General features: G+C 71.1%; 15 protein-coding genes. 8 read left to right on the top strand and 7 right to left on the bottom strand.

Going from position 1 to position 19,993, the window contains the following annotated elements:
• Positions 1–210: 210 nt before the first annotated feature.
• A complete protein-coding gene (locus ABTZ59_RS24180; RefSeq protein ID WP_351414113.1) occupies positions 211–1,770 on the top strand; it encodes a hypothetical protein in 1,560 nt (519 codons plus the stop codon).
• Positions 1,771–1,874: 104 nt separating this feature from the next.
• Here the strand turns inward: ABTZ59_RS24180 and ABTZ59_RS24175 are convergent, their stop codons facing one another.
• The gene (locus ABTZ59_RS24175) at positions 1,875–2,231 is read right to left on the bottom strand and encodes a HesB/IscA family protein (protein WP_030355429.1); all 357 of its coding nucleotides are present in this window, start codon (positions 2,229–2,231) and stop codon (positions 1,875–1,877) included.
• A 269-nt stretch (positions 2,232–2,500) separates the two neighbouring features.
• Here ABTZ59_RS24175 and nadA point away from each other — a divergent pair, with 269 nt between their 5' ends.
• Positions 2,501–3,688, top strand: a complete 1,188-nt coding sequence (nadA, locus tag ABTZ59_RS24170) for a quinolinate synthase NadA (RefSeq protein ID WP_351414104.1) — start codon at positions 2,501–2,503, stop codon at positions 3,686–3,688.
• A 212-nt stretch (positions 3,689–3,900) separates the two neighbouring features.
• Here the strand turns inward: nadA and ABTZ59_RS24165 are convergent, their stop codons facing one another.
• From ABTZ59_RS24165 to ABTZ59_RS24145, 5 genes are all read right to left on the bottom strand, one after another.
• Positions 3,901–7,059 (bottom strand): efflux RND transporter permease subunit, encoded by a 3,159-nt coding sequence (locus ABTZ59_RS24165; protein WP_351414099.1) that lies wholly within the window; start codon positions 7,057–7,059, stop codon positions 3,901–3,903.
• 196 nt (positions 7,060–7,255) lie between these two features.
• Positions 7,256–7,942, bottom strand: a complete 687-nt coding sequence (locus ABTZ59_RS24160; RefSeq protein ID WP_351414088.1) for a response regulator — start codon at positions 7,940–7,942, stop codon at positions 7,256–7,258.
• Positions 7,939–9,180, bottom strand: a complete 1,242-nt coding sequence (locus ABTZ59_RS24155; protein WP_351414077.1) for a sensor histidine kinase — start codon at positions 9,178–9,180, stop codon at positions 7,939–7,941. The genes ABTZ59_RS24160 and ABTZ59_RS24155 overlap by 4 nt, the downstream gene beginning before the upstream one ends.
• A gap of 162 nt (positions 9,181–9,342) precedes the next feature.
• Positions 9,343–9,624, bottom strand: a complete 282-nt coding sequence (gene pspAA / locus ABTZ59_RS24150) for a PspA-associated protein PspAA (protein ID WP_249950863.1) — start codon at positions 9,622–9,624, stop codon at positions 9,343–9,345.
• Between the two features lie 9 nt (positions 9,625–9,633).
• Positions 9,634–10,401: a PspA/IM30 family protein gene (locus ABTZ59_RS24145; protein ID WP_351414059.1), complete on the bottom strand. Its 768-nt coding sequence runs from the start codon at positions 10,399–10,401 to the stop codon at positions 9,634–9,636.
• 285 nt (positions 10,402–10,686) lie between these two features.
• Between ABTZ59_RS24145 and ABTZ59_RS24140 the strand changes: the two genes are divergently transcribed.
• From ABTZ59_RS24140 to rph, 5 genes are all read left to right on the top strand, one after another.
• Positions 10,687–11,283 carry a DUF3043 domain-containing protein gene (locus tag ABTZ59_RS24140; RefSeq protein WP_351414054.1) on the top strand — a complete coding sequence of 199 codons (597 nt, stop codon included), beginning with the start codon at positions 10,687–10,689 and terminating at the stop codon, positions 11,281–11,283.
• A gap of 59 nt (positions 11,284–11,342) precedes the next feature.
• Positions 11,343–12,077 (top strand): class I SAM-dependent methyltransferase, encoded by a 735-nt coding sequence (locus ABTZ59_RS24135; RefSeq protein WP_351414447.1) that lies wholly within the window; start codon positions 11,343–11,345, stop codon positions 12,075–12,077.
• A 66-nt stretch (positions 12,078–12,143) separates the two neighbouring features.
• Positions 12,144–13,943 carry an ABC transporter ATP-binding protein gene (locus ABTZ59_RS24130; RefSeq protein ID WP_351414051.1) on the top strand — a complete coding sequence of 600 codons (1,800 nt, stop codon included), beginning with the start codon at positions 12,144–12,146 and terminating at the stop codon, positions 13,941–13,943.
• A gap of 164 nt (positions 13,944–14,107) precedes the next feature.
• Positions 14,108–15,196 (top strand): S1C family serine protease, encoded by a 1,089-nt coding sequence (locus ABTZ59_RS24125; protein ID WP_351414045.1) that lies wholly within the window; start codon positions 14,108–14,110, stop codon positions 15,194–15,196.
• Between the two features lie 383 nt (positions 15,197–15,579).
• Positions 15,580–18,186 carry a rifamycin-inactivating phosphotransferase gene (rph, locus tag ABTZ59_RS24120; protein WP_351414040.1) on the top strand — a complete coding sequence of 869 codons (2,607 nt, stop codon included), beginning with the start codon at positions 15,580–15,582 and terminating at the stop codon, positions 18,184–18,186.
• Between the two features lie 60 nt (positions 18,187–18,246).
• On the opposite strand, the gene ABTZ59_RS24115 is transcribed toward rph, so the two are convergent.
• On the bottom strand, positions 18,247–18,456 hold the full coding sequence (locus ABTZ59_RS24115) for a hypothetical protein (RefSeq protein ID WP_351414033.1): 210 nt from the start codon (positions 18,454–18,456) through the stop codon (positions 18,247–18,249).
• A 92-nt stretch (positions 18,457–18,548) separates the two neighbouring features.
• Here ABTZ59_RS24115 and ABTZ59_RS24110 point away from each other — a divergent pair, with 92 nt between their 5' ends.
• Positions 18,549–19,757, top strand: a complete 1,209-nt coding sequence (locus ABTZ59_RS24110) for a bifunctional adenosylcobinamide kinase/adenosylcobinamide-phosphate guanylyltransferase (protein WP_351414028.1) — start codon at positions 18,549–18,551, stop codon at positions 19,755–19,757.
• The last annotated feature ends 236 nt before the right edge of the window (positions 19,758–19,993 follow it).

Below are 19,993 nucleotides of genomic sequence, written 5' to 3'. Positions count from 1 at the left end.
GCTATCGGGTCTGCGGCGGCCTTTCTAAGCTCACGAATTACCCGATAGCCGTCTCTTCTTCGTGAACCGGGCGGGCATACGGGGCGGATACCGGGCAACGACCGGCCCGGACACCCACTCGGCGTACTCCCGGGAACCGCCCGCTCCTCCGTTCCGTCCCACCGGCGTCAGGGGACGACCGGGACGATTCACAGCCGAAGGAGCGCAGCGGTGACCAGCACGGAGCGGCCTCAGCAGAGCACAGCGGGCGCCGACGCCCCCGAACGCCCCCGCCTGCGGCGTTCCCCGCTCGCCGTCGCCACGGTGGCGGCGGCGGTACTGATCGCCGGGGGCGGTGGCGCGTATTTCGCCACCAGCGCCTCCGGCGACGCCACGGACGGCGGGAGCGGTACGTCGGGGAGCGATGCGGCGGGGAGCGGCACGTCGGGGAGCGGGAAGCCACCGCCGCTCGCCCTCGACGGCGCGGCGAGCGGTGCCGGAACCGAGTCCGGGTCCAGGTCCGGAACCAGCCCTTCCGGGCCGCCCGGCATCGCGCCGGGCGAGCCGGATCCGAGCGGGGTCACCTACCGCGCCAAGGGCGCGCTGCCCGACGGTCCCGCGACGGCCCGTGTCTACCGTACGAACGGAGAGGTCGCGGCGGCCGATGTGGCCCGGCTGGCCGGGGCGCTCGGGGTGGCGGGCGCGCCGCGGTCGGACGGGACGGTATGGAAGGTCGGTACGGAGAAGGACGGTTCCGGCCCGCTGCTCCGTGTCGACAAGCAGGCGCCGGGCACCTGGACCTTCGACCGGTACGGCCCCTCGGGCGGTGACAACTGCCTCAAGGGGAAGAGCTGTCCGAGCATGGGTGGCGCCGGCGGATCCGGATCCATGGCCGGCACCGGAAGTGACGGCCGCGGTGAGGCGGTCAGCGAGGCGGCGGCCAAGCGGGCGGCGGCTCCGGTACTGAAGGCGCTGGGACAGGACAGGGCCGCGCTGGACGCACGCCAGTTGATGGGCGCGATCCGGGTGGTGAACGCGGACCCGGTGGTCGGCGGGCTGCCCACCCACGGCTGGTCCACCGGGATCCAGGTGGACGCCAACGGGCATGTGACGGGCGGCACCGGCCAGTTGACGGCGCCCGAGGCGAGCGACTCGTATCCGGTGATCGGCGCGGACGAGGCGCTGAAGGAACTGAACGCGCCGGGCGACGCCACCGGCGGCGGGGAGATCGGCGGTTGCGCGACCCCGGCGCCGCTGGAGGGCGGTACATCGCCCGGGGGCGGGAAGCCCTCGGCTCCATGCCTGCCGAAGGGCGCGCCCCATCCTGAGCCGTTGGTGGTCGAGAAGGCGGTCTTCGGGCTGGCGATGCGGTCCGTGGACGGGCGCGGGGCGCTCGTACCGTCCTGGCTGTTCGAGGTGGCGCCGGGCGGGGACGCCCCGCCGTACACGGTCACCCAGCCCGCGGTCGCCCCGGAGTTCCTGGCGAAGCCGAAACCTCCCCGGTCGCAGCCGCCGGGCGAGGAGGTGCCGGGGCAGCGGGTCACCTCGTACACCACCGAGGGGCGGACCCTGACGCTGCACTTCTCGGGCGGTATGTGCAGTACGTACACGGCGTCGGCGGACGAGAGCGGTACGGCGGTGAAGGTGCGGCTGACCGAGTTCAGCGAGCCGGGGACGGTCTGTGTGGCGATGGCCAAGTCCATGACGGCGGAGGTGACGCTCGACAAGCCGCTGGGCGACCGGCGCGTGATCGAGGCGACGACGGGCGATCCACTGCCGCTGAAGTCCTGACCGGGACGCGACACGCGTGACAGGCGGCGGTCCCGGGGTTCCGGGACCGCCGCCTGTTGTTCGCGCGCTCAGTTCCAGCCGACTCTGTCCCGGCCGGCTCTCTCCTAGCTGAAGGAGTCCCCGCAGGCGCAGGAGCCCGTCGCGTTCGGGTTGTCGATCGTGAAGCCCTGCTTCTCGATGGTGTCGACGAAGTCGATGGAGGCGCCGCCCAGGTACGGGGCGCTCATCCGGTCGGTGACGACCTTGACGCCACCGAAGTCCTTGACGACATCGCCGTCGAGCGAACGCTCGTCGAAGAACAGCTGGTAACGCAGGCCGGAGCAGCCACCGGGCTGTACGGCGACGCGCAGCGCGAGGTCGTCCCGGCCTTCCTGGTCCAGCAGGGCCTTGACCTTGCCGGCGGCGGCGTCGGACAGGAGGATGCCGTCGCTCACGGTGGTGGTCTCGTCCGATACGGACATCTGCTTCTCTCCCGGGTTGTACGGACTGCTTGCCGACAGTGCAACCGGCTCGGCCGCGGATACATTCCGGGCCCTGGCGCGTGTCTTTCCCTCCTTCATGCTCGCACACCGGCTCGCGATGCGGCAGCCGGTGGCTCCTCGGGCCTCCCGCCCGGGAATGCGTCACATCGACGCTATGGGCATCGTCAAAGTGACGTGAACCGGTTATCATAGATAGTGTCAATTAGACGAAAAGGCTCGTCTGCAGAGAAGAAGAAAGGGTGCGTGACGTGACCACCGCCCAACCCCGTCAGGATCTCGCCGTCCAGCCGACGCCCCTCGCCCTGCTGCTGCTCGGCCGCGAGGCCGACCCGCGCAGCGAGCGGGGCGTGGAGTGTCCGGGCGATCTGCCCTCCCCGTCCGACCCGGACCTGGTGGAACGCGCCCGCGCGGCGAAGGAGAAGCTCGGGGACAAGGTCTTCGTCCTCGGCCACCACTACCAGCGCGACGAGGTCATCCAATTCGCGGATGTCACCGGCGACTCCTTCAAGCTGGCCAGGGACGCGGCGGCGCGGCCCGACGCCGAGTACATCGTCTTCTGCGGCGTGCACTTCATGGCGGAGTCCGCGGACATCCTGACCGGCGACGACCAGAAGGTCGTCCTGCCCGACCTCGCCGCGGGCTGCTCCATGGCCGACATGGCCACCGCCGAACAGGTCGCGGAGTGCTGGGACGTACTGACCGAGGCCGGCATAGCCGAGCGGGTCGTCCCCGTCTCGTACATGAACTCCTCGGCCGACATCAAGGCCTTCACCGGCAAGCACGGCGGCACGATCTGTACGTCCTCCAACGCCGAGCGCGCGCTGACCTGGGCCTTCGAGCAGGGCGACAAGGTCCTCTTCCTGCCCGACCAGCACTTGGGGCGCAACACGGCGGTGCGGGATCTGGGCATGTCGCTGGAGGACTGCGTCCTGTACAACCCGCACAAGCCGAACGGCGGCCTCACGCGGCAGGAGCTGCGCGACGCGAAGATGATCCTGTGGCGCGGCCACTGCTCGGTGCACGGGCGCTTCTCGCTGGACTCCGTCCGTGATGTACGGGAGCGGATCCCGGGCGTGAACGTGCTGGTGCACCCGGAGTGCAAGCACGAGGTCGTGGCCGCGGCGGACTACGTCGGCTCGACGGAGTACATCATCAAGGCCCTGGAGGCGGCCCCGGCCGGCTCGAAGTGGGCGATCGGCACGGAGCTGAATCTCGTACAGCGGCTGGCGAACCGTTTCGCCGCCGAGGACAAGGAGATCGTCTTCCTCGACCGTACGGTCTGCTTCTGCTCCACGATGAACCGGATCGACCTGCCGCATCTGGTGTGGGCGCTGGAGTCGCTGGCCGAGGGCAACGAGGTCAACCGCATCCAGGTCGACAAGGAGACGGCGGACTTCGCGCAGCGGGCGCTGGAACGGATGCTGGCGCTTCCGTAACTGTGGGGCGGGTGACGGGTGGCGGGTGGTCGGCGTCGGGTCAGTGCCGAGGGGTAGTCGGGGGCGTCCGAGGTCGGTCATGGCGGGTGGGCCCCCGGCCCACCCCGACTACCCCCCGGCATGAACCCCCACCCCCACCACACACCAGTGCCCCGGAGCAGCGGCACCATCACCGCCGCCCCGGGGCACCTTCGGTTACCTCACCAGATACCTCAGACGTTCGCCGGTTCCGGCTCGCGCGGGGACTCCTGGACCGGGGTGCCGTCGCCCCCCTTGGCGTGGCGCTTCGCCGCCTTCTTCTTCGCGCGGCGTTCCTTCCGCAGCTCCACCATCGCGTACAGCGTCGGCACGAGCAGCAGGGTCAGCAGCGTCGAGGTCACCAGACCGCCGATCACCACGACCGCCAGCGGCTGGGCGATGAAGCCGCCCTCGCCCGTGACCCCCAGCGCCATCGGGAGCAGCGCGAAGATCGTCGCCAGGGCCGTCATCAGGATCGGGCGGAGCCGGTGACGGCCACCCTCGACGACCGCTTCCACGACGCCCAGGCCCTGCGACCGGTACTGGTTGATCAGGTCGATCAGCACGATCGCGTTGGTCACCACGATGCCGATCAGCATCAGCATGCCGATCATCGCGGGGACGCCCATCGGCGTACCGGTCAGGAGCAGCAGACCGATCGCGCCGGTGGCCGCGAAGGGCACGGAGACCAGCAGGATCAGCGGCTGGATCAGCGAGCGGAAGGTCGCGACCAGGAGCATGAAGACGATCGCGATGGCCGCCAGCATGGCGAGGGCCAGCTTTCCGAAGGCGTCGTCCTGGTCCGCCGTGACTCCGCCGATGGACGCGGTCGCGCCCGCCGGCAGATCCAGGGCGTCGATCTTCGACTGGAGCGAGGCGCTGACCGCGCCGGTGTTGTCGCCGGTCGGCCGTGCCGTGATCGTCGCGGCCCGCGAGCCGTCGATCCGGGTCATCGAGACCGGACCGGGGACCAGCTTCACGTCCGCGATCTGGCCGAGCTTCACCGGGCCCAGGGGCAGGTTCTTCAGCTCGGCGAGCGTCGTGGCCGGCTTGGCCGAGGTGACGACGACATCGCGCTCGGTGTCGTCGAGGATCGCCTTGCCGGAGGTGGTGCCGCGTACCGCCTGGCCGACGGCGAGGCCGAGCGTGGTGTCGTTGAACCCGGCCTCCGCGGCCTTGGCGTTGGCCTTGACCGAGATGCGCGGGACGGACTGCGACAGGTCGCTCTGGACGTCCGTGACGTCGTCGAGCTTCGCGACGGTGGCCTGGACCTCGTCCGCGGCCTCGCGGAGGGTGTCCGCCTCGGACGCCTTGACCACGACGCTCAGGTCCTGGCTGCCGAAGCCGTCACCCGCGCCGATCGTCGTCTCGCCGATGCCGTCGAGCCCGGCGAGCTCCTTCTCGATGAGGTCCTGCGTCTTCTCGTACGACGCGGAGTCCTTCAGGGTCACCTGGTACGTCGCCTGGTTGGCGCCCGTACCGCCGCCGAAGGCCGCCATGAAGCCGGAGGAGCCGACGGTGACCTGGTAGTCCTTGATCTCTCCGATGCCGGAGAGGACCGTCTCGACCTTCTTCGCCGCGGCGTCGGCCGCGTCCAGGCTGGTGCCCGGGGTCAGCTCCTGCTTGATGGAGAGGACTTCCTGGTCGCCCTGGTCGAAGAAGTTGGTCTTGAGCAGCGGCGCCATGCCGAACGTACCGATCAGCACGACGATCGCGAGGACCACGCTGGTCATACGGCGGCGGGTCGCGAAGCGCAGCACCGGCACATACATCCGCTGGAGCCGGCTGCGGCCCTCCTTCTCCTCCGCCTGACGGCGGGCCTCGTCGGGGCTGACCCCGACGGCGGCCTTCGGCGGGCGCAGGAACCAGTACGAGAGCACCGGTACGACGGTCAGCGAGACGAGCAGGGAGGCGAGCAGCGCCGCCGTGACCGTCAGCGAGAACGAGCCGAACAGCTCGCCGACCATGCCACCGGTCAGACCGATCGGCAGGAACACCGCGACGGTGGTGAGGGTGGAGGCGGTGACCGCGCCCGCGACCTCCTTGACGGCGGTGAGGATGGCGGCCTCGCGCTCCTCGCCGTAGCCCAGGTGCCGCTTGATGTTCTCCAGGACGACGATCGAGTCGTCGACCACCCGGCCGATGGCGATGGTCAGTGCGCCGAGGGTGAGCATGTTGAGGGACAGGTCACGGGTCCACAGCACGATCAGCGCCAGCACGACGGAGAGCGGGATGGAGACGGCGGTGACGATGGTGGAGCGGAGCGAGGCCAGGAAGACCAGGATCACGACGACGGCGAAGACGAGGCCGAGCGCGCCCTCGGTGGTCAGCCCCGAGATCGACTTGGAGACGGCCGGGCCCTGGTCGCTGACGACGGTGAGGGTGGCGCCGGAGCCGAGGTCCTTGCGGAGGTCGGGCAGCTTGTCCTTGACCTCGTTCGAGATGGCGACGGCGCTGCCGTCGTTGTCCATGGTGGCCGAGACGGCGAGGCTGGGCTTGCCGTTCGTACGGGTCAGCGAGGCCGCGGGGGCCGGCTTCTGCTCGACGGAGGCGATGTCACCGACGCGTACGGGCTTCGCCGCGGAGCCGCCCGGGGAGCCCGCGGGCGCCTGGGGCACCACCCGAAGGTCCTCGATCTGCTTCAGCGAGGTGAATCCGCCGCCGACCTGGACCGTACGGCTCTTGCCGTCCTCGGAGAACGCGCCTGCGGGGAAGGTGGCACCGCCGGCCTTGAGCGCCTCGGAGAGCGCCATGGTGTTGAGGCCCGCCGCGGCGAGCTTCTTGTCGTCGGGGGTGACGGCGACCTGGAGATCGCGGACACCGTCGACGGAGACCTGGCTGACCCCGGAGATGTCCTCCAGGGCGGGGACGACCGTACGGTCCAGCTGATCGGCCAGCGCCTGCTGGTCCTTGTCGGAGGTGACGGCGAGGACGACGGTCGGGATGTCGTCCGTCGAGCCGGCCACGACCTGCGGTTCGACATCGGCGGGGAGCTGGGCGCGCACGCGGTTGACGGCCTGCTGGACGTCGGCGACGAGCTGCTTGGTGTCCGCGTCGCCGAAGTCGAAGCTGGCCATGACGACGGCGCTGCCCTCGCTGGCCGTGGAGGTGATGCCGCTGATGCCGTCGACCGTCTTGATGGAGTTTTCGAGCGGTTCGACGACCTGCTTCTCGACCACATCGGGAGAGGCGCCCTGGTAGGGGGCGATCACCGACACCATGGGAAGTTCGATGGTGGGCAGGAGCTGCTGCTTGAGCTGCGGTATCGCGATGGCTCCGAAGACGATCGCGATGATCGACATCAGCCCTATCAGGGCCCGTTGCGCGAGGCTGAATTTCGACAGCCAGGACATTGGGTGTCTCTCTTCTGTGGTGAACGCGGCAGGTGGACGCGGCGGCTCGGCCGTGGAGAGGCGCTGCGGCGCCTCCAGCGGATGGGCACGACGGCCCCTCTATACGATCGGCCATCGACGGGGGTCCGCGCGTAGACCGCAGGTCGAGTTTCCTTATCCGGCGTATACCGCGTCTGGAGTACGCGCGAGAGGTGTGCTACTCCACCCTTGGACGTACCAGGCCCGATTCGTAGGCGATTACCACCAATTGAGCCCTGTCGCGAGCCCTGAGTTTGGCCATCGCGCGGTTCACATGGGTCTTGACCGTCAGCGGACTGACCCGGAGGCGCTCCGCGATCTCGTCATTCGAGTGGCCGCCCGCGACCAGGACCAGCACCTCGCGCTCGCGCCCCGTCAGCGCGTCCAGCCGCTCCGAGCCGACCGCCGGGTCGGGGCCCTCGCCGGAACCCGCGCCCTGCGCGAGGAAGGTGGCGATCAGGCCCTTCGTCGCGACGGGCGAGAGCAGCGCCTCACCGGCCGCCGCGATCCGGATGGCGTTGAGCAGTTCCTCCGGCTCCGCGCCCTTGCCGAGGAAGCCGGAGGCTCCGGCGCGCAACGACTGCACCACGTACTCGTCGACCTCGAAGGTGGTCAGCATGACGACATGCACCCCGGCGAGGTCCTGGTCCGCGCTGATCATGCGGGTGGCGGCGAGGCCGTCCGTGCCGGGCATCCTGATGTCCATCAGCACGACATCGGGCCGGCTGGAGCGGGTGAGGGCCACGGCCTGCGCGCCGTCGGCGGCCTCCCCGACGACCTCCATGTCCGGCTCGGAGTCCACCAGTACCCGGAACGCGCTGCGCAACAGCGTCTGGTCGTCGGCGAGCAGGACCCGGATCGTCATGCGTTCTCCCCCGTGCGGTTCATGACCGGCAGTATCGCCTGGGTACGGAACCCGCCGCCGTAGCGGGGCCCCGCGCTGAGGGTGCCGCCGAGGGCGGTGACGCGCTCGCGCATGCCGATGAGTCCATGGCCGCCACCCTCCGCGGGCTCGCCCGTGCCCCGGCCGTCGTCGAGCACGGTGATCTCGACGGTGGCGCCCACGCGTACGACGCTGACCTCGGCCTTCGCCAGCTGCCCCGCGTGCTTGCGTACGTTGGTCAGGGCCTCCTGGATGATCCGGTACGCGGCGAGGTCGACGGCGGCGGGGAGCCCGCTCGCGGAGCCGCCCGCCCCGTTCACCGCGAACTCCACGGGCAGGCCCGCGTTACGGAAGGTGTCGAGGAGCCCGTCGATGTGGGAGAGGCCGGGGGCCGGTTCGGTGGGGGCCGTCGGATCGCCGGACTGACGCAGCAGCCCGACGGTGGCGCGCAGTTCGTTGAGCGCGGAGCGGCTGGCCTCCCGTACATGGGCCAGGGCTTCCTTGGCCTGGTCGGGGCGCTTGTCCATGACGTGCGAGGCGACGCCGGCCTGCACATTGACCAGGGCGATGTGGTGGGCGACCACATCGTGCAGATCGCGGGCGATGCGCAGCCGCTCCTCCGCGACCCGGCGGCGCGCCTCCTCCTCCCGGGTGCGTTCGGCGCGTTCCGCGCGTTCGCGGATGGCGTCGATGAAGCCGCGGCGGCTGCGTACGGCGTCGCCCGCGGCGCTCGCCATGCCGGTCCAGGCGAATATCGACAGATTCTGCTGGGAGTACCAGGGGTCCGGACTGCGCAGCATCGCGGCGGCGGTGAGCACGGCCATGGTCGCGAGGCCGACCCGCCAGGTGGTGGGCCGGTCGGTGTGGGCGCCGACGGTGTAGAGCGCGATGACGGCGCTGAACACCACGGTCACGGGCGGATGGCCGGTGAAGAGATCGACGAGGGTCAGGCCGCCGGTGCACAGCAGTACGGGCATGGGGGCGCGGCGGCGGAAGGCGAGCGCCGCCGCGGCGAGCACCATGAGCAGCACGCCGAGCGCGGTCGGGGTGCGGGTACCGAAGGTGGGAGCGCCGGGACCGGTATGGGGCTCGGCGAACGATCCGAGCACCATGCAGGTGAGGACGGCCGCGGCCAGCGCCCCGTCGGACGCGAGCGGATGCGCGCGCACCCAGCTCCGCGCACGGGCGAGCGCGGTTCCGAGCGGGGTCACGTCGGGCATCCGGAAGGGGTCACGGAGCAACGGTACGGGGTACGGAGGGCGGCGCCCACGCGCGTGGGCGCCGTACCCCCGGACGCGGGACGTACACACACGTGCCCCGCGCCACCGGACGGAGCCGGGGGCGCGGGGCACGCGGGGAGTGCTGGAGTGCGGGAGACGCCGTCAGGCCGAAGGGATCAGGCCGTCGTCGTTCAGCATCTCGCGGACCTCTTCCAGGGTCGCGCCAGGAGCGGGCAGGATCAGTTCGGACGGCTCCAGGGAGTCGTCGGGCAGTGGCTCGCCGAGCTCGCGCACCTTGTCCAGGAGGGCGTGGAACGTACGGCGGAAGCCGTCCGTGTCACCGTTCCTGATCTCGGCCAGCAGCTCGTCGTCCAGCTTGTCGAGTTCGGTGAAGTGGCTGTCCGCCAGCTTCACCTGGCCCTCCCCCATGATCCGTACGATCATGACGAATCCCTACTGCTTGTCGAATTTGTTCGTGGTCGGCGGGGCGTCCTGGGTGCCGCCCTCGATCGCCTGCTTCGGGGCCGAGCCGCCCGCGAGCTCCGCCTTCATGCGCTGGAGCTCAAGCTCGACGTCCGTGCCGCCGGAGATCCGGTCCAGCTCGGCGGCGATGTCGTCCTTCGCCATCCCGGTCGGGTCGTCCAGGGCGCCGGAGGCCAGCAGCTCGTCGATCGCACCGGCGCGCGCCTGCAACTGCGCGGTCTTGTCCTCCGCGCGCTGGATCGCCAGACCGACGTCGCCCATCTCCTCGGAGATGCCCGAGAAGGCTTCCCCGATCCGGGTCTGCGCCTGTGCCGCGGTGTAGGTGGCCTTGATGGTCTCCTTCTTCGTACGGAAGGCATCGACCTTGGCCTGGAGGCGCTGCGCGGCGAGTGTGAGCTTCTCCTCCTCGCCCTGCAGCGTCTGGTGCTGCGTCTCCAGGTCGCTGACCTGCTGCTGGAGCGAGGCACGGCGGGAGAGCGCCTCGCGCGCCAGGTCCTCCCTGCCGAGCGCCAGCGCCTTGCGGCCCTGGTCCTCCAGCTTCGACGACTGGCCCTGCAACTGGTTCAGCTGCAACTCCAGCCGCTTGCGGGACGTCGCCACATCGGCGACCCCGCGACGTACCTTCTGTAGCAGCTCAAGCTGCTTCTGGTACGAGTAGTCAAGGGTCTCGCGCGGATCCTCGGCCCGGTCAAGGGCCTTGTTGGCTTTCGCGCGGAAGATCATCCCCATACGCTTCATGACACCGCTCATGGGCTTCGCGCGCCCCCTTCTGACGGACTACAGCTCCAGCACTCCAACAGAACCCACAGTACGGGCCCTGCCTCTATTACCGCACTGTTCCAGCACGGATGCGCTCCTCCCCAAGGACGACTGCTCCGCCGCCCGGTCAGGCGCAAGGAGTAGACGGCGGTCAGGGACAGGGGAGACAAAGTCCCCCTCTGTCCCTATACGGACGCTCGCTGTTGCGGGATCGTTCCCCGCAGGGGTGGGGTCCAACCACCGCACCCCGTACCCTTGGGTTTTGTGTTCCGAAGCCGTTCCAAGGAAGAGAAGGCCCCCGCCACCCAGGTGACACCGGGCCTCTCCACGCAGCCCCGCGACCCGCAGGCCCCCAAGGGCCGCCCGACTCCCAAGCGCAGTGAGGCGCAGACGCAGCGGCGTCGCGCCTCCACGACGCCGACCGACCGCAAGACGGCCATGAAGCGCCAGCGCGAGGCACGCCGCGCGGATCTGGCGAAGCAGCGCGAGGCGCTGGCGAGTGGTGACGAGCGCTATCTGCCAGCCCGTGACAAGGGGCCGGTACGCCGCTTCGTCCGCGACTTCGTCGACTCACGCTTCTGCATGGCCGAGTTCTTCCTGCCGCTCGCGGTGGTCATCCTCGTGCTGAGCATGATCAGGGTCGGTGCCCTCCAGAACATCGCGCTGCTGCTGTGGCTCGGTGTGATCGTGCTGATCGTCATCGACTCGATCGGACTCTCGTTCCGGCTGAAGAAGCAGCTCGCCGAGCGCTTCCCGGACACCCCCAAGCGCGGCGCGGTGGCCTACGGCCTGATGCGTACGCTCCAGATGCGCCGACTGCGGCTGCCGAAGCCGCAGGTCAAGCGCGGAGAGCGACCCTGAGCACGGAAGTCCCCAGCCACTCGGAAGGCCCGGCCCACAGACCGGTCACCGGTGGCGCGCTGCGCCATGTCGTCCGGCGGGAACTCGTCGCGCGCCAGCTCGACGAGCAGATAGCCGGCCGTTTCCCGGTGGGGCGGCGGCTGCGCGTCCTGGACGTGGGCATGGGCCAGGGCACCCAGGCCCTGCGGCTGGCGCGCGCCGGACACACGGTCACCGGCCTTGAGTCGGACGCCGCGCTGCTCACCGAGGCCCGCGCGACGCTCGCCGACGAGCCCGCGGGCATACGTGAGCGGGTCAGGCTGATCGAGGGCGAGGGCCTGGAGACCGGGGTGCACTTCCTGCCCGGCAGCTTCGACGTGGTCCTCTGCCACGGAGTGCTGATGTATGCCGACGAGCGGGACGCGCTGCTCGCGGGGCTGGCCAGAATGGTGGCACCGGGCGGTCTGCTGTCGCTGCTCGTACGCAATGGGGACACCCTGGCCCTGCGGCCCGGTCTGGCCGGGGACTGGGCGGCGGCGCTGGACTCCTTCGACACGGACACCTATGTCAACCGGCTGGGGCTGCGGGTACACGCGGACCGGCTGGAGGCGCTCACCGCCACCCTGGCGGGGATCGCCGCGCCGCTGCACGCCTGGTACGGCGTACGCGTCTTCACGGACGGCGCGGCCGGGGACGCGGAAGCGCCCGCCGGGGAGGAGCTGGAACGGCTGCTGGCCCTGGAGGACCGGGCGGGGCGCACCGATCCGTACCGGAGGGTCGCCGCGCTGCTGCATCTGTGCGGCGTGCGTGGCTGAGACCCGGGACACGACCCGGCCGGGGAGTCAGTCAGGTGAGCGGCCCCCGGACGCGTCCTCACGGTCGTGAGCAGCAAAGAGAGCGGCGGCGGAGCCGGCGCACCCGAGACGGCCCGGCTCTCCGCCGGGGAGACCTGGCGGGCCCTGTACCGGCACTTCCGGCCGCACCGCCGCATCGTTGCCCTCGGCGCCTTCCTGGCGCTGATCGGCGCGGCGGCCGGACTGGCCCAGCCGCTCGCCGCCAAGACCCTGGTCGAACGGCTGGGTGAGGACGGCTCCATCACCGGCATTCTGCTGGTGCTGACGGGGCTGGTGGTGTTCGGTACAGCGATCGAGGCGCTCGCCTCGTATCTCCTGGAGCGGACCGCCGAGTCGGTCGTCCTCGCCGCCCGACGCACCCTGATCGGACGGCTGCTGCGGCTGCGGCTGCCCGAGGTGGAGCGGACCCAGCCGGGCGATCTGATGTCCCGGGTCACGTCGGACACCACACTGCTGCGCGCGGTGACGACCCAGTCGATCGTCTCGGCGGGCACCGGCGGGCTCGCGTTCGTGGCGACCGTCGTGCTGATGGGCGTGATGGACGTGGTGCTGCTCGGTGTGACGCTGGGGGTGATCGTGGTGATCGGCGCCGCCGTGGCGCTGGTCATGCCCAGGATCTCGCGGGCGACACGGCGGTCGCAGGAGGCCGTCGGCCATATATCCACCGTGTTGGAGCGGGCCTTCGGCGCGTTCCGTACGGTCAAGGCGTCGGGCGCGGAGGAGCGCGAGGCCGCCGTGGTGGAGGCGGCGGCCAAGGACGCGTGGCGGCACGGCGTACGGGCCGCGAAGTGGCAGTCGCTGGCCGGGTCCTCGGTCGGGCTCGCCGTACAGGTGTCGTTCCTCGCGGTGCTGGGGATCGGCGGGGCTCGGGTGGCCTCGGGGGCCATCTCCATCTCGACGCTGATCGCGTTTCTGCTGTTCCTGTTCTATCTGATGGATCCCGTCTCGAAGCTGGTGCAGGCGGTGACGCAGTACCAGGTGGGATCGGCGGCCGTCGCCAGGATCGCGGAGGCGGAGCGGCTGGAGACGGAGGTCCTGGAGCCGGCCGCCGGAGGGACGGGCGCGGCCGGGTCGCACGGCGGCGGCCCGGCCACCGTGGCCTTCGAGAACGTCACCTTCCGGTACCGCGAAGAGCTTCCGTACGTCCATCACGGTGTCTCCTTCGAGATCCCCGGCCCCGGGATGACGGCCTTCGTCGGCCCCTCGGGCGCGGGCAAGACGACCGTCTTCGGACTGATCGAACGGTTCTACGAGGCCACCGGCGGCCGGGTCCTGGTCGACGGCAGGGACGTACATGACTGGTCGCTCCCCGAACTGCGCGCCACGATCGGCTATGTCGAGCAGGACGCGCCGGTGCTGGCCGGGACGCTGCGCGAGAATCTGGTCTTCGCCGCCCCCGACGCCACCGACGAGCGGATCCGGGAAGTCCTCGTACGAGCCAGGCTGGACGGGCTTGTCGAGCGGCTGCCGGACGGTCTGGAGACGCTGGTCGGGCATCGTGGCTCCAAGCTGTCCGGGGGTGAGCGCCAGCGTGTGGCGATCGCGCGGGCGCTGCTGCGCGGGCCCCGGCTGCTGCTCCTGGACGAGGCGACGTCCCAGCTGGACGCGGTCAACGAGATGGCGCTGCGGGACGCGGTGGCGGAGGCGGCGAGGGAGGTGACGGTGCTGGTGGTGGCGCACCGGCTGTCGACGGTGACGCTCGCGGACCGCATCGTGGTGATGGACGCGGGCAAGGTGCGGGCGGTGGGCACGCACGACGAGCTGGTGGCGAACGATCCGCTGTACGGGGAGCTGGCGGCCACCCAGTTCCTGGCGGCGGCACGCTGAGGAGCGCGACGGTGTCCGCGCCGGTCGAGGCAGGTTGAGGCAGGTCGGGGTCGGTCGGGGTCGGTCGGGGTTGGTCGGAGCGGATCCGGGCCGGTCGGGTCGGCGCCCCCTGATCGGCGGTGCCCCGCAGGCACCACCGATAGGACAAACGGGATACTCCGGGCATGGATGTTTCCCTTCGCCGCCGTCGCGCCCGCCGGCCGCTGCTGCCTCTGACCGCCGCGATCTGCGTAGCGGCGGTGGCCGGCGGCTGCGCCGGCCCCGGCACCCCGGGCTCCCACAGGTCGAACCCCGACACCACGACCCAGGCGGCGGCCATGCGGCGCGCCGGCAACGATCTGCAGACCGCCTACGAGACGGCGATCAAGAACGCGCTGCCCTCGGTCGTCCAGATCCAGTCGGGGGGCAGCCTCGGATCGGGCGTCGCCTACGACGGACAGGGCCACATCGTCACCAACGCCCATGTCGTCGACCAACAGCGGACCTTCTCGGTCACCCTGGCCAACAACGAGCAGCCCCTCGGGGCCAAGCTCGTCTCCAGCTTCCCCCAGCAGGATCTGGCCGTCATCAAGCTCGACAAGGTCCCGGCCGGGCTGAAGCCCGCCAAGTTCGGCGAGACCTCGGCGGTCGCGGTCGGTCAGATCGTGCTGGCCATGGGGTCACCGCTGGGGCTCCAGGGCAGCGTCACCCAGGGCATCGTCTCGGCGGTCGGACGGACCGTCAGCGAGCCTTCGTCGGGCGGCGGTACGGGCGCCACCATCGCCAACATGGTGCAGACGTCGGCCGCGATCAACCCGGGCAACAGCGGGGGCGCGCTGGTCAATCTGAACAGCGAGGTGATCGGCATCCCGACGCTGGCCGCGGTCGACCAGCAACTGGGCAACAGCGCCGCGCCCGGGATCGGCTTCGCGATCCCGGCATCGCTGGTGAAGACGATCGCCGACCAGATCATCAAGAACGGCCGGGTCATCGACTCGGGCCGGGCGGCCCTGGGCATCAGCGGGCGTACCGTACTCGGCCCCGACTTCCAGCCGATCGGCGTCGCGGTCGTCACGGCCCCGAGGAGCGGCGCCGCGGCCAAGGCGGGCATCAAGCCCGGGGACATCATCACCAAGATCGACGGCACCCCGGTGACCACGATCCTCGCGCTGTCCGAGGAACTCGCCTCGCACAAGCCGGGACAGAAGATCAAGGTGACGTACACGCGGAACGGCGCGACGAGGACGGCGGAGGTCACGCTCGGCGAGATGTAGCGGCCCGGGGTGCGGTGACGCCCGATCACACCGACCCGGCACACACGACGGGGCCCGCCGGACACGACCGGCGGGCCCTGTCCGCGTGATGACCCGCCCTCGCTTCGCGAGCAGCGTGTCCGCTGCCTCGGACGGCAAAAGGAAGAGGCGAGGAGAACTCTCCCCGCCACTCTCAACCTATAGCGCACCGGGGGGCTTGCGGCAAGACCCCGGTCACGGCGCAGAATCGTCGGCCGATGTCACAACCTGCGGAAACGGGAGCACGACGTGCGGCAGCCAGGGGCGAGGACGTGCCTGACAAGAGGTTCGACAGAGCGGGAGGCGCTGGTGATGCGACCGGCCGGTGCGATGCGACGGGACATGGCCGCCCCGGAGGTGTCGCGATGACCGAGCGGTACGTGTGCGATCTTCACGAGGTCGACGAGACGGGGGTCGCGCTCGTCGGCGGCAAGGGCGCGCACCTGGGCGGGCTGTCGCGGATCGAAGGCATCCGTGTGCCAGGGGGCTTCTGCGTGACGACGGACGCCTTCCGGCGGATCATGGCACAGGCGCCGTCGATCGACGCTCGACTCGATCAGCTGGCGCGCCTGAACCCGGACGACCGGGAGGCGACCCGGGCGCTCAGCGCACGGATCCGCCGGACCATCGAGGAGATCGCCATCCCGGGCGAACTCCTGGCGGCGATCACCCGCGCGCTCGCCCGGCTCGGCGAACAGGCCGCCTACGCGGTCCGGTCCAGCGCGACGGCGGAGGACCTGCCGACGGCCTCCTTCGCCGGGCAGCAGGACACCTATCTGAACGTCATGGGGCCGAGCGCGATCCTCCGGCACATCAGCCGCTGCTGGGCCTCGCTGTTCACCGAGCGGGCCGTGACCTACCGTCAGCGCAACGGCATCGATCACCGTACGGTCCACATGGCCGTGGTCGTCCAGCGGATGGTCTTCCCGCACGCGGCCGGCGTCCTGTTCACGGCCGACCCCGTCACGGGCGACCGGAAGACCGCCACCGTGGACGCCGGTCTCGGCCTCGGCGAGGCCCTGGTCTCCGGTCTGGTGAACCCGGACGTCTTCGCGGTGCGACACGGCGAGGTCGTCGCCAGGACGATCGCCGCCAAGCGGCGCGCCGTGCACGCCCTGCCGACCGGCGGCACGCGGGAAGTGGCGGTCGACTCACAGCGGCAGAAGCGGCCGGCGCTGACGGATGCGCGGGTCGTGGAGCTCGTGGCGCTCGGGCGGCGGATCGAAGCGCACTTCGGCCGCCCTCAGGACATCGAATGGTGCCTGGCCGACGACGGCTTCCAGATCGTGCAGAGCCGGCCGGTCACGACGCTGTTTCCGGTCCCCGAGAGCGGCGACCAGGAGAATCACGTCTATGTCTCCGTGGGTCATGGGCAGATGATGACCGACCCCGTGAAGCCTCTGGGGCTCTCCATGTGGCGGCTGACGGCCATGGTGCCGATGCACGAGGCCGGCGGAAGGCTCTTCGTCGATGTCACCCGGCGCCTGGCCGCGCCCGCGAGCCGCGCCGGCCTCCTGGACGTCATGGGGAGGGGCGATCCGCTGATCAGGGACGCTCTGGAGACCGTCCTCGATCGCGGCGATTTCGTCCCGTCGCTCCCGGAGACGGGTCCCGGCGGCCCGCCGGGACGCGGTGCGCCCGCGCCTGTCGAGACCGATCCGGCCATCATCACCGAGCTGATCGAGCGCAGCCGGGCGTCCGTCGCCGCCCTGGAGCGCGACATCAGGACGAAGTCAGGACCGGCGCTGTTCGACTTCCTGCTGGAGGCCTTCGAGGAACACAAACGAGTCCTCGGAGATCCGCTGAACATTCAGGCGATCATGGCGGGCATGGAGGCCACGTGGTGGCTCAACGACACGCTGTGGGAGTGGTTGGGCGAGAAGAACGCGGCTGACACCCTCACGCTGTCCGCCCCCGGCAACGTCACGTCGGAGATGGGACTGGCGCTGCTCGACGTGGCGGACGTGATCCGCCCGTGGCCGGAGGTGGTGGCGTTCCTTCAGGGCGTCGAAGGCCGCCAGGACGGGGAGTTCCTGGACGAGTTGCCCAAGCGCGCGGGCGGGGCCGAGGCGCGCGACGCGATCGAGTCCTACCTCGACCGGTACGGCATGCGCTGCGTCGGCGAGATCGACATCACGAGGCCACGCTGGCGCGAACGCCCCGGCACGCTCGTGCCCGTGATCCTCGACAACGTAAGGAACTTCGGCCCCGGCGCCGCCGAGCGGCGCTTCGAGCAAGGGCGGCAGAAGGCGCGGAAGAAGGAACAGGACGTGCTGGCGCGCCTGCGGGCCCTGCCGGACGGGGACCGGAAAGCCGACGAGACCAAGCGGATGATCGACCGGGTCAGAACCTTCATCGGGTACCGGGAGTACCCGAAGTACGGCATCATCAGCCGCTATTTCGTCTACAAGCGGGCCCTGCTGGAGGAGGCCGGGCGCCTCGTGCGGGCCGAGGTGCTTCCCGAGAAGGAGGACATCTTCTACCTCACGTTCCAGGAACTCCACGATGTCGTGCGCTCGCGCCAGGTGGACGACCGGCTCATCCAGGAGCGCAAGGACGCGTTCCGGTCGTACCACGCGCTCACCCCGCCCCGGGTGCTCACCTCCGACGGTGAGGCCCTCACCGGGTCGTACCGCCGCGACGACGTGCCGGCCGACGCCCTGATCGGCGTCCCGGTCTCCGCCGGGACCATCGAGGGAAGAGCCCGCGTCATCCAGGACATGGCGGAGGCCGATCTCGCGGCGGGCGACATCCTGGTCACGACCTTCACGGACCCCAGCTGGTCACCGCTGTTCGTCTCCATCGCGGGCCTGGTGACGGAGGTGGGCGGCCAGATGACCCATGGCGCGGTGATCGCCCGGGAATACGGTCTGCCGGCCGTCGTGGGTGTAGCGCGGGCCACCCGGCTGATCAGGGACGGCCAGCGGATCCGCGTGCACGGGACCGACGGGTACGTCGAGATCCTGCCCTGACCGATCACGCCGAGAAGCCCCAGGGTGCCCGCGGACCGCTCCGCGGGCACCCCGTACGGGTCAGCTCTCGTCGGCCCGCAGGCTCATCGGACCGTAGATCTTGGCACCGTCCTCGAACAGCGAGACCTGCTCCGCGCCTCCGGCGAGAAGCTCCTTCCACGCCTCGCCGACCCACGACTCGGCATCCCCCTGCGTCGTGAACTCCTCAGGCTCCACCGCCGGCGAGACCTCCGTCCCGTCGGCCTTCTCGAACCGCCACATCCACGCCATGTGCGCCTCCCGGGTCCCGCGGAACTGATCGATTTCCTGCCCGCAGCGTAGCCGGGCGCGCACCGTGAGCGGTGACACGGGAGGATCGCCCCGTGGAACTGACTCTGCTCGGCACCGGAGCCCCCTCGGGACTCCCCCGCCCCCACTGCACCTGCGCCGCCTGCGCGACCGCCCGCGGTGAACGCGCCCGCGCCGCGACCGCCCTGCTGGTGGACGGCGTCCTGCTGCTCGACCTCACCCCGGGTGCGGCGCTCGCCGCGGCCCGCGCCGGGCACTCCCTCGCGGGCGTACGGCAGGTCCTGCTCAGCCATCCGCACGACGGTCCCGCGGTGGAGCTGCCCGCCGGACTGCCCGCCGCGGGCCGGGTGGCCGACGGCCGGGTACTGACGCTGCTCGGCGGACACCGGGTACGTGCGGTGCCGATGGACGCGCCGGGAACGGGGTACGAGGTGACGGCGTCCGGCGGCGAGCGGCTGCTGTATCTGCCGCCCGGCGGCGCGCCCGCGGGTCTCCCACCCGAGAACAGCCGGGCCACGGCCCCCTACGACATGGTCGCCGCCGACGTGGTGGGCCGGCCCGACGCGGTGGCGCGGCTGCGGGCGGCCGGGGCGATCGGGCCCGACACCGATGTCATCGCCGTCCATCTCGACCACGATGTGCCGCCGGGCCCCGAATTGGACCGGCGGCTGGCGGCGGCGGGCGCGCGGGCCGTACCCGACGGAACGACGCTGACCGTCGGCGCGTACCACCCCGTACCCCAGGTGCCACGGCGCACCCTGGTGACCGGCGGGGCGCGCTCGGGCAAGTCCTGGGAGGCGGAGCGGCGGCTCGCGGCGTTTCCCGGGGTGCTGTACGTGGCGACCGGCGGCGGTCGCGAAGGCGACCCGGAGTGGGACGCCAGAGTCCGCGCGCACCGTGAGCGCCGACCGGGTTCCTGGCGCACGGAGGAGACCTGCGACCTCGTGCCCCTGCTCACGGCGGAGGGGCCGCCGCTGCTCATCGACTGCCTGTCGCTGTGGCTGACGGACGCGATGGACCGGGTCAACGCGTGGGACGACGCGGCGTGGGCGACAGGGGGCGAGAAGGCGCTGCGGGAGCGGACGGGGGCGCTGGTGGCGGCGGTACGGGCGACGCGGCGCACGGTGGTGGCGGTGACGAACGAGGTGGGCTCGGGGGTGGTGCCGGCGACGGTGTCGGGGAGGCGGTTCCGGGATGAGCTGGGGAGGCTGAACGCGGGGGTGGCGGGGGAGTGTGAGCATGTGCTGCTGGTGGTGGCGGGCCAGGCGGTGACGCTGCGCTGAGCTCCGGGGGTGCGCCGTCCGGCGCGGGGTGCGGTTCGCCGTCCGGCGGGGGGTGTGGTGCGCGGTGCGCCTCCGGCGCGGGATGCGGTGCGCCTCCGGCGAGTGTGCGGTGCGCCTCCGGCGCGGGGCGCGGTTCCGCCTCCGGCGGGGGGTGGGGGCGCGGGGCGCGGTGGGTGGTGCCGGGGGCCGGGGCCTCCGGAGGTCCGTGTCCGGACTGCTTTCCTCACCGTGCTTCG

Origin of the sequence: Streptomyces sp. NPDC094034 (genome assembly GCF_040303865.1) — a bacterium.
In the GTDB taxonomy this organism is placed as follows: domain Bacteria; phylum Actinomycetota; class Actinomycetes; order Streptomycetales; family Streptomycetaceae; genus Streptomyces.
Note: the sequence above shows the minus strand (reverse complement) of the source record. Positions and strands in the feature narration are given on the sequence as shown.

Bases quoted from the DNA above. Each gene is read 5' to 3' on its own strand.
- pspAA (WP_249950863.1), bottom strand. From the start codon at position 9,624: ATGATCGTACGGATCATGGGGGAGGGCCAGGTGAAGCTGGCGGACAGC.
- ABTZ59_RS24125 (WP_351414045.1), top strand. From the start codon at position 14,108: ATGGATGTTTCCCTTCGCCGCCGTCGCGCCCGCCGGCCGCTGCTGCCT.
- ABTZ59_RS24115 (WP_351414033.1), bottom strand. From the start codon at position 18,456: ATGGCGTGGATGTGGCGGTTCGAGAAGGCCGACGGGACGGAGGTCTCG.
- ABTZ59_RS24155 (WP_351414077.1), bottom strand. From the start codon at position 9,180: ATGCCCGACGTGACCCCGCTCGGAACCGCGCTCGCCCGTGCGCGGAGC.
- ABTZ59_RS24175 (WP_030355429.1), bottom strand. From the start codon at position 2,231: ATGTCCGTATCGGACGAGACCACCACCGTGAGCGACGGCATCCTCCTG.
- ABTZ59_RS24145 (WP_351414059.1), bottom strand. From the start codon at position 10,401: ATGAAGCGTATGGGGATGATCTTCCGCGCGAAAGCCAACAAGGCCCTT.
- ABTZ59_RS24160 (WP_351414088.1), bottom strand. From the start codon at position 7,942: ATGACGATCCGGGTCCTGCTCGCCGACGACCAGACGCTGTTGCGCAGC.
- rph (WP_351414040.1), top strand. From the start codon at position 15,580: ATGACCGAGCGGTACGTGTGCGATCTTCACGAGGTCGACGAGACGGGG.
- ABTZ59_RS24165 (WP_351414099.1), bottom strand. From the start codon at position 7,059: ATGTCCTGGCTGTCGAAATTCAGCCTCGCGCAACGGGCCCTGATAGGG.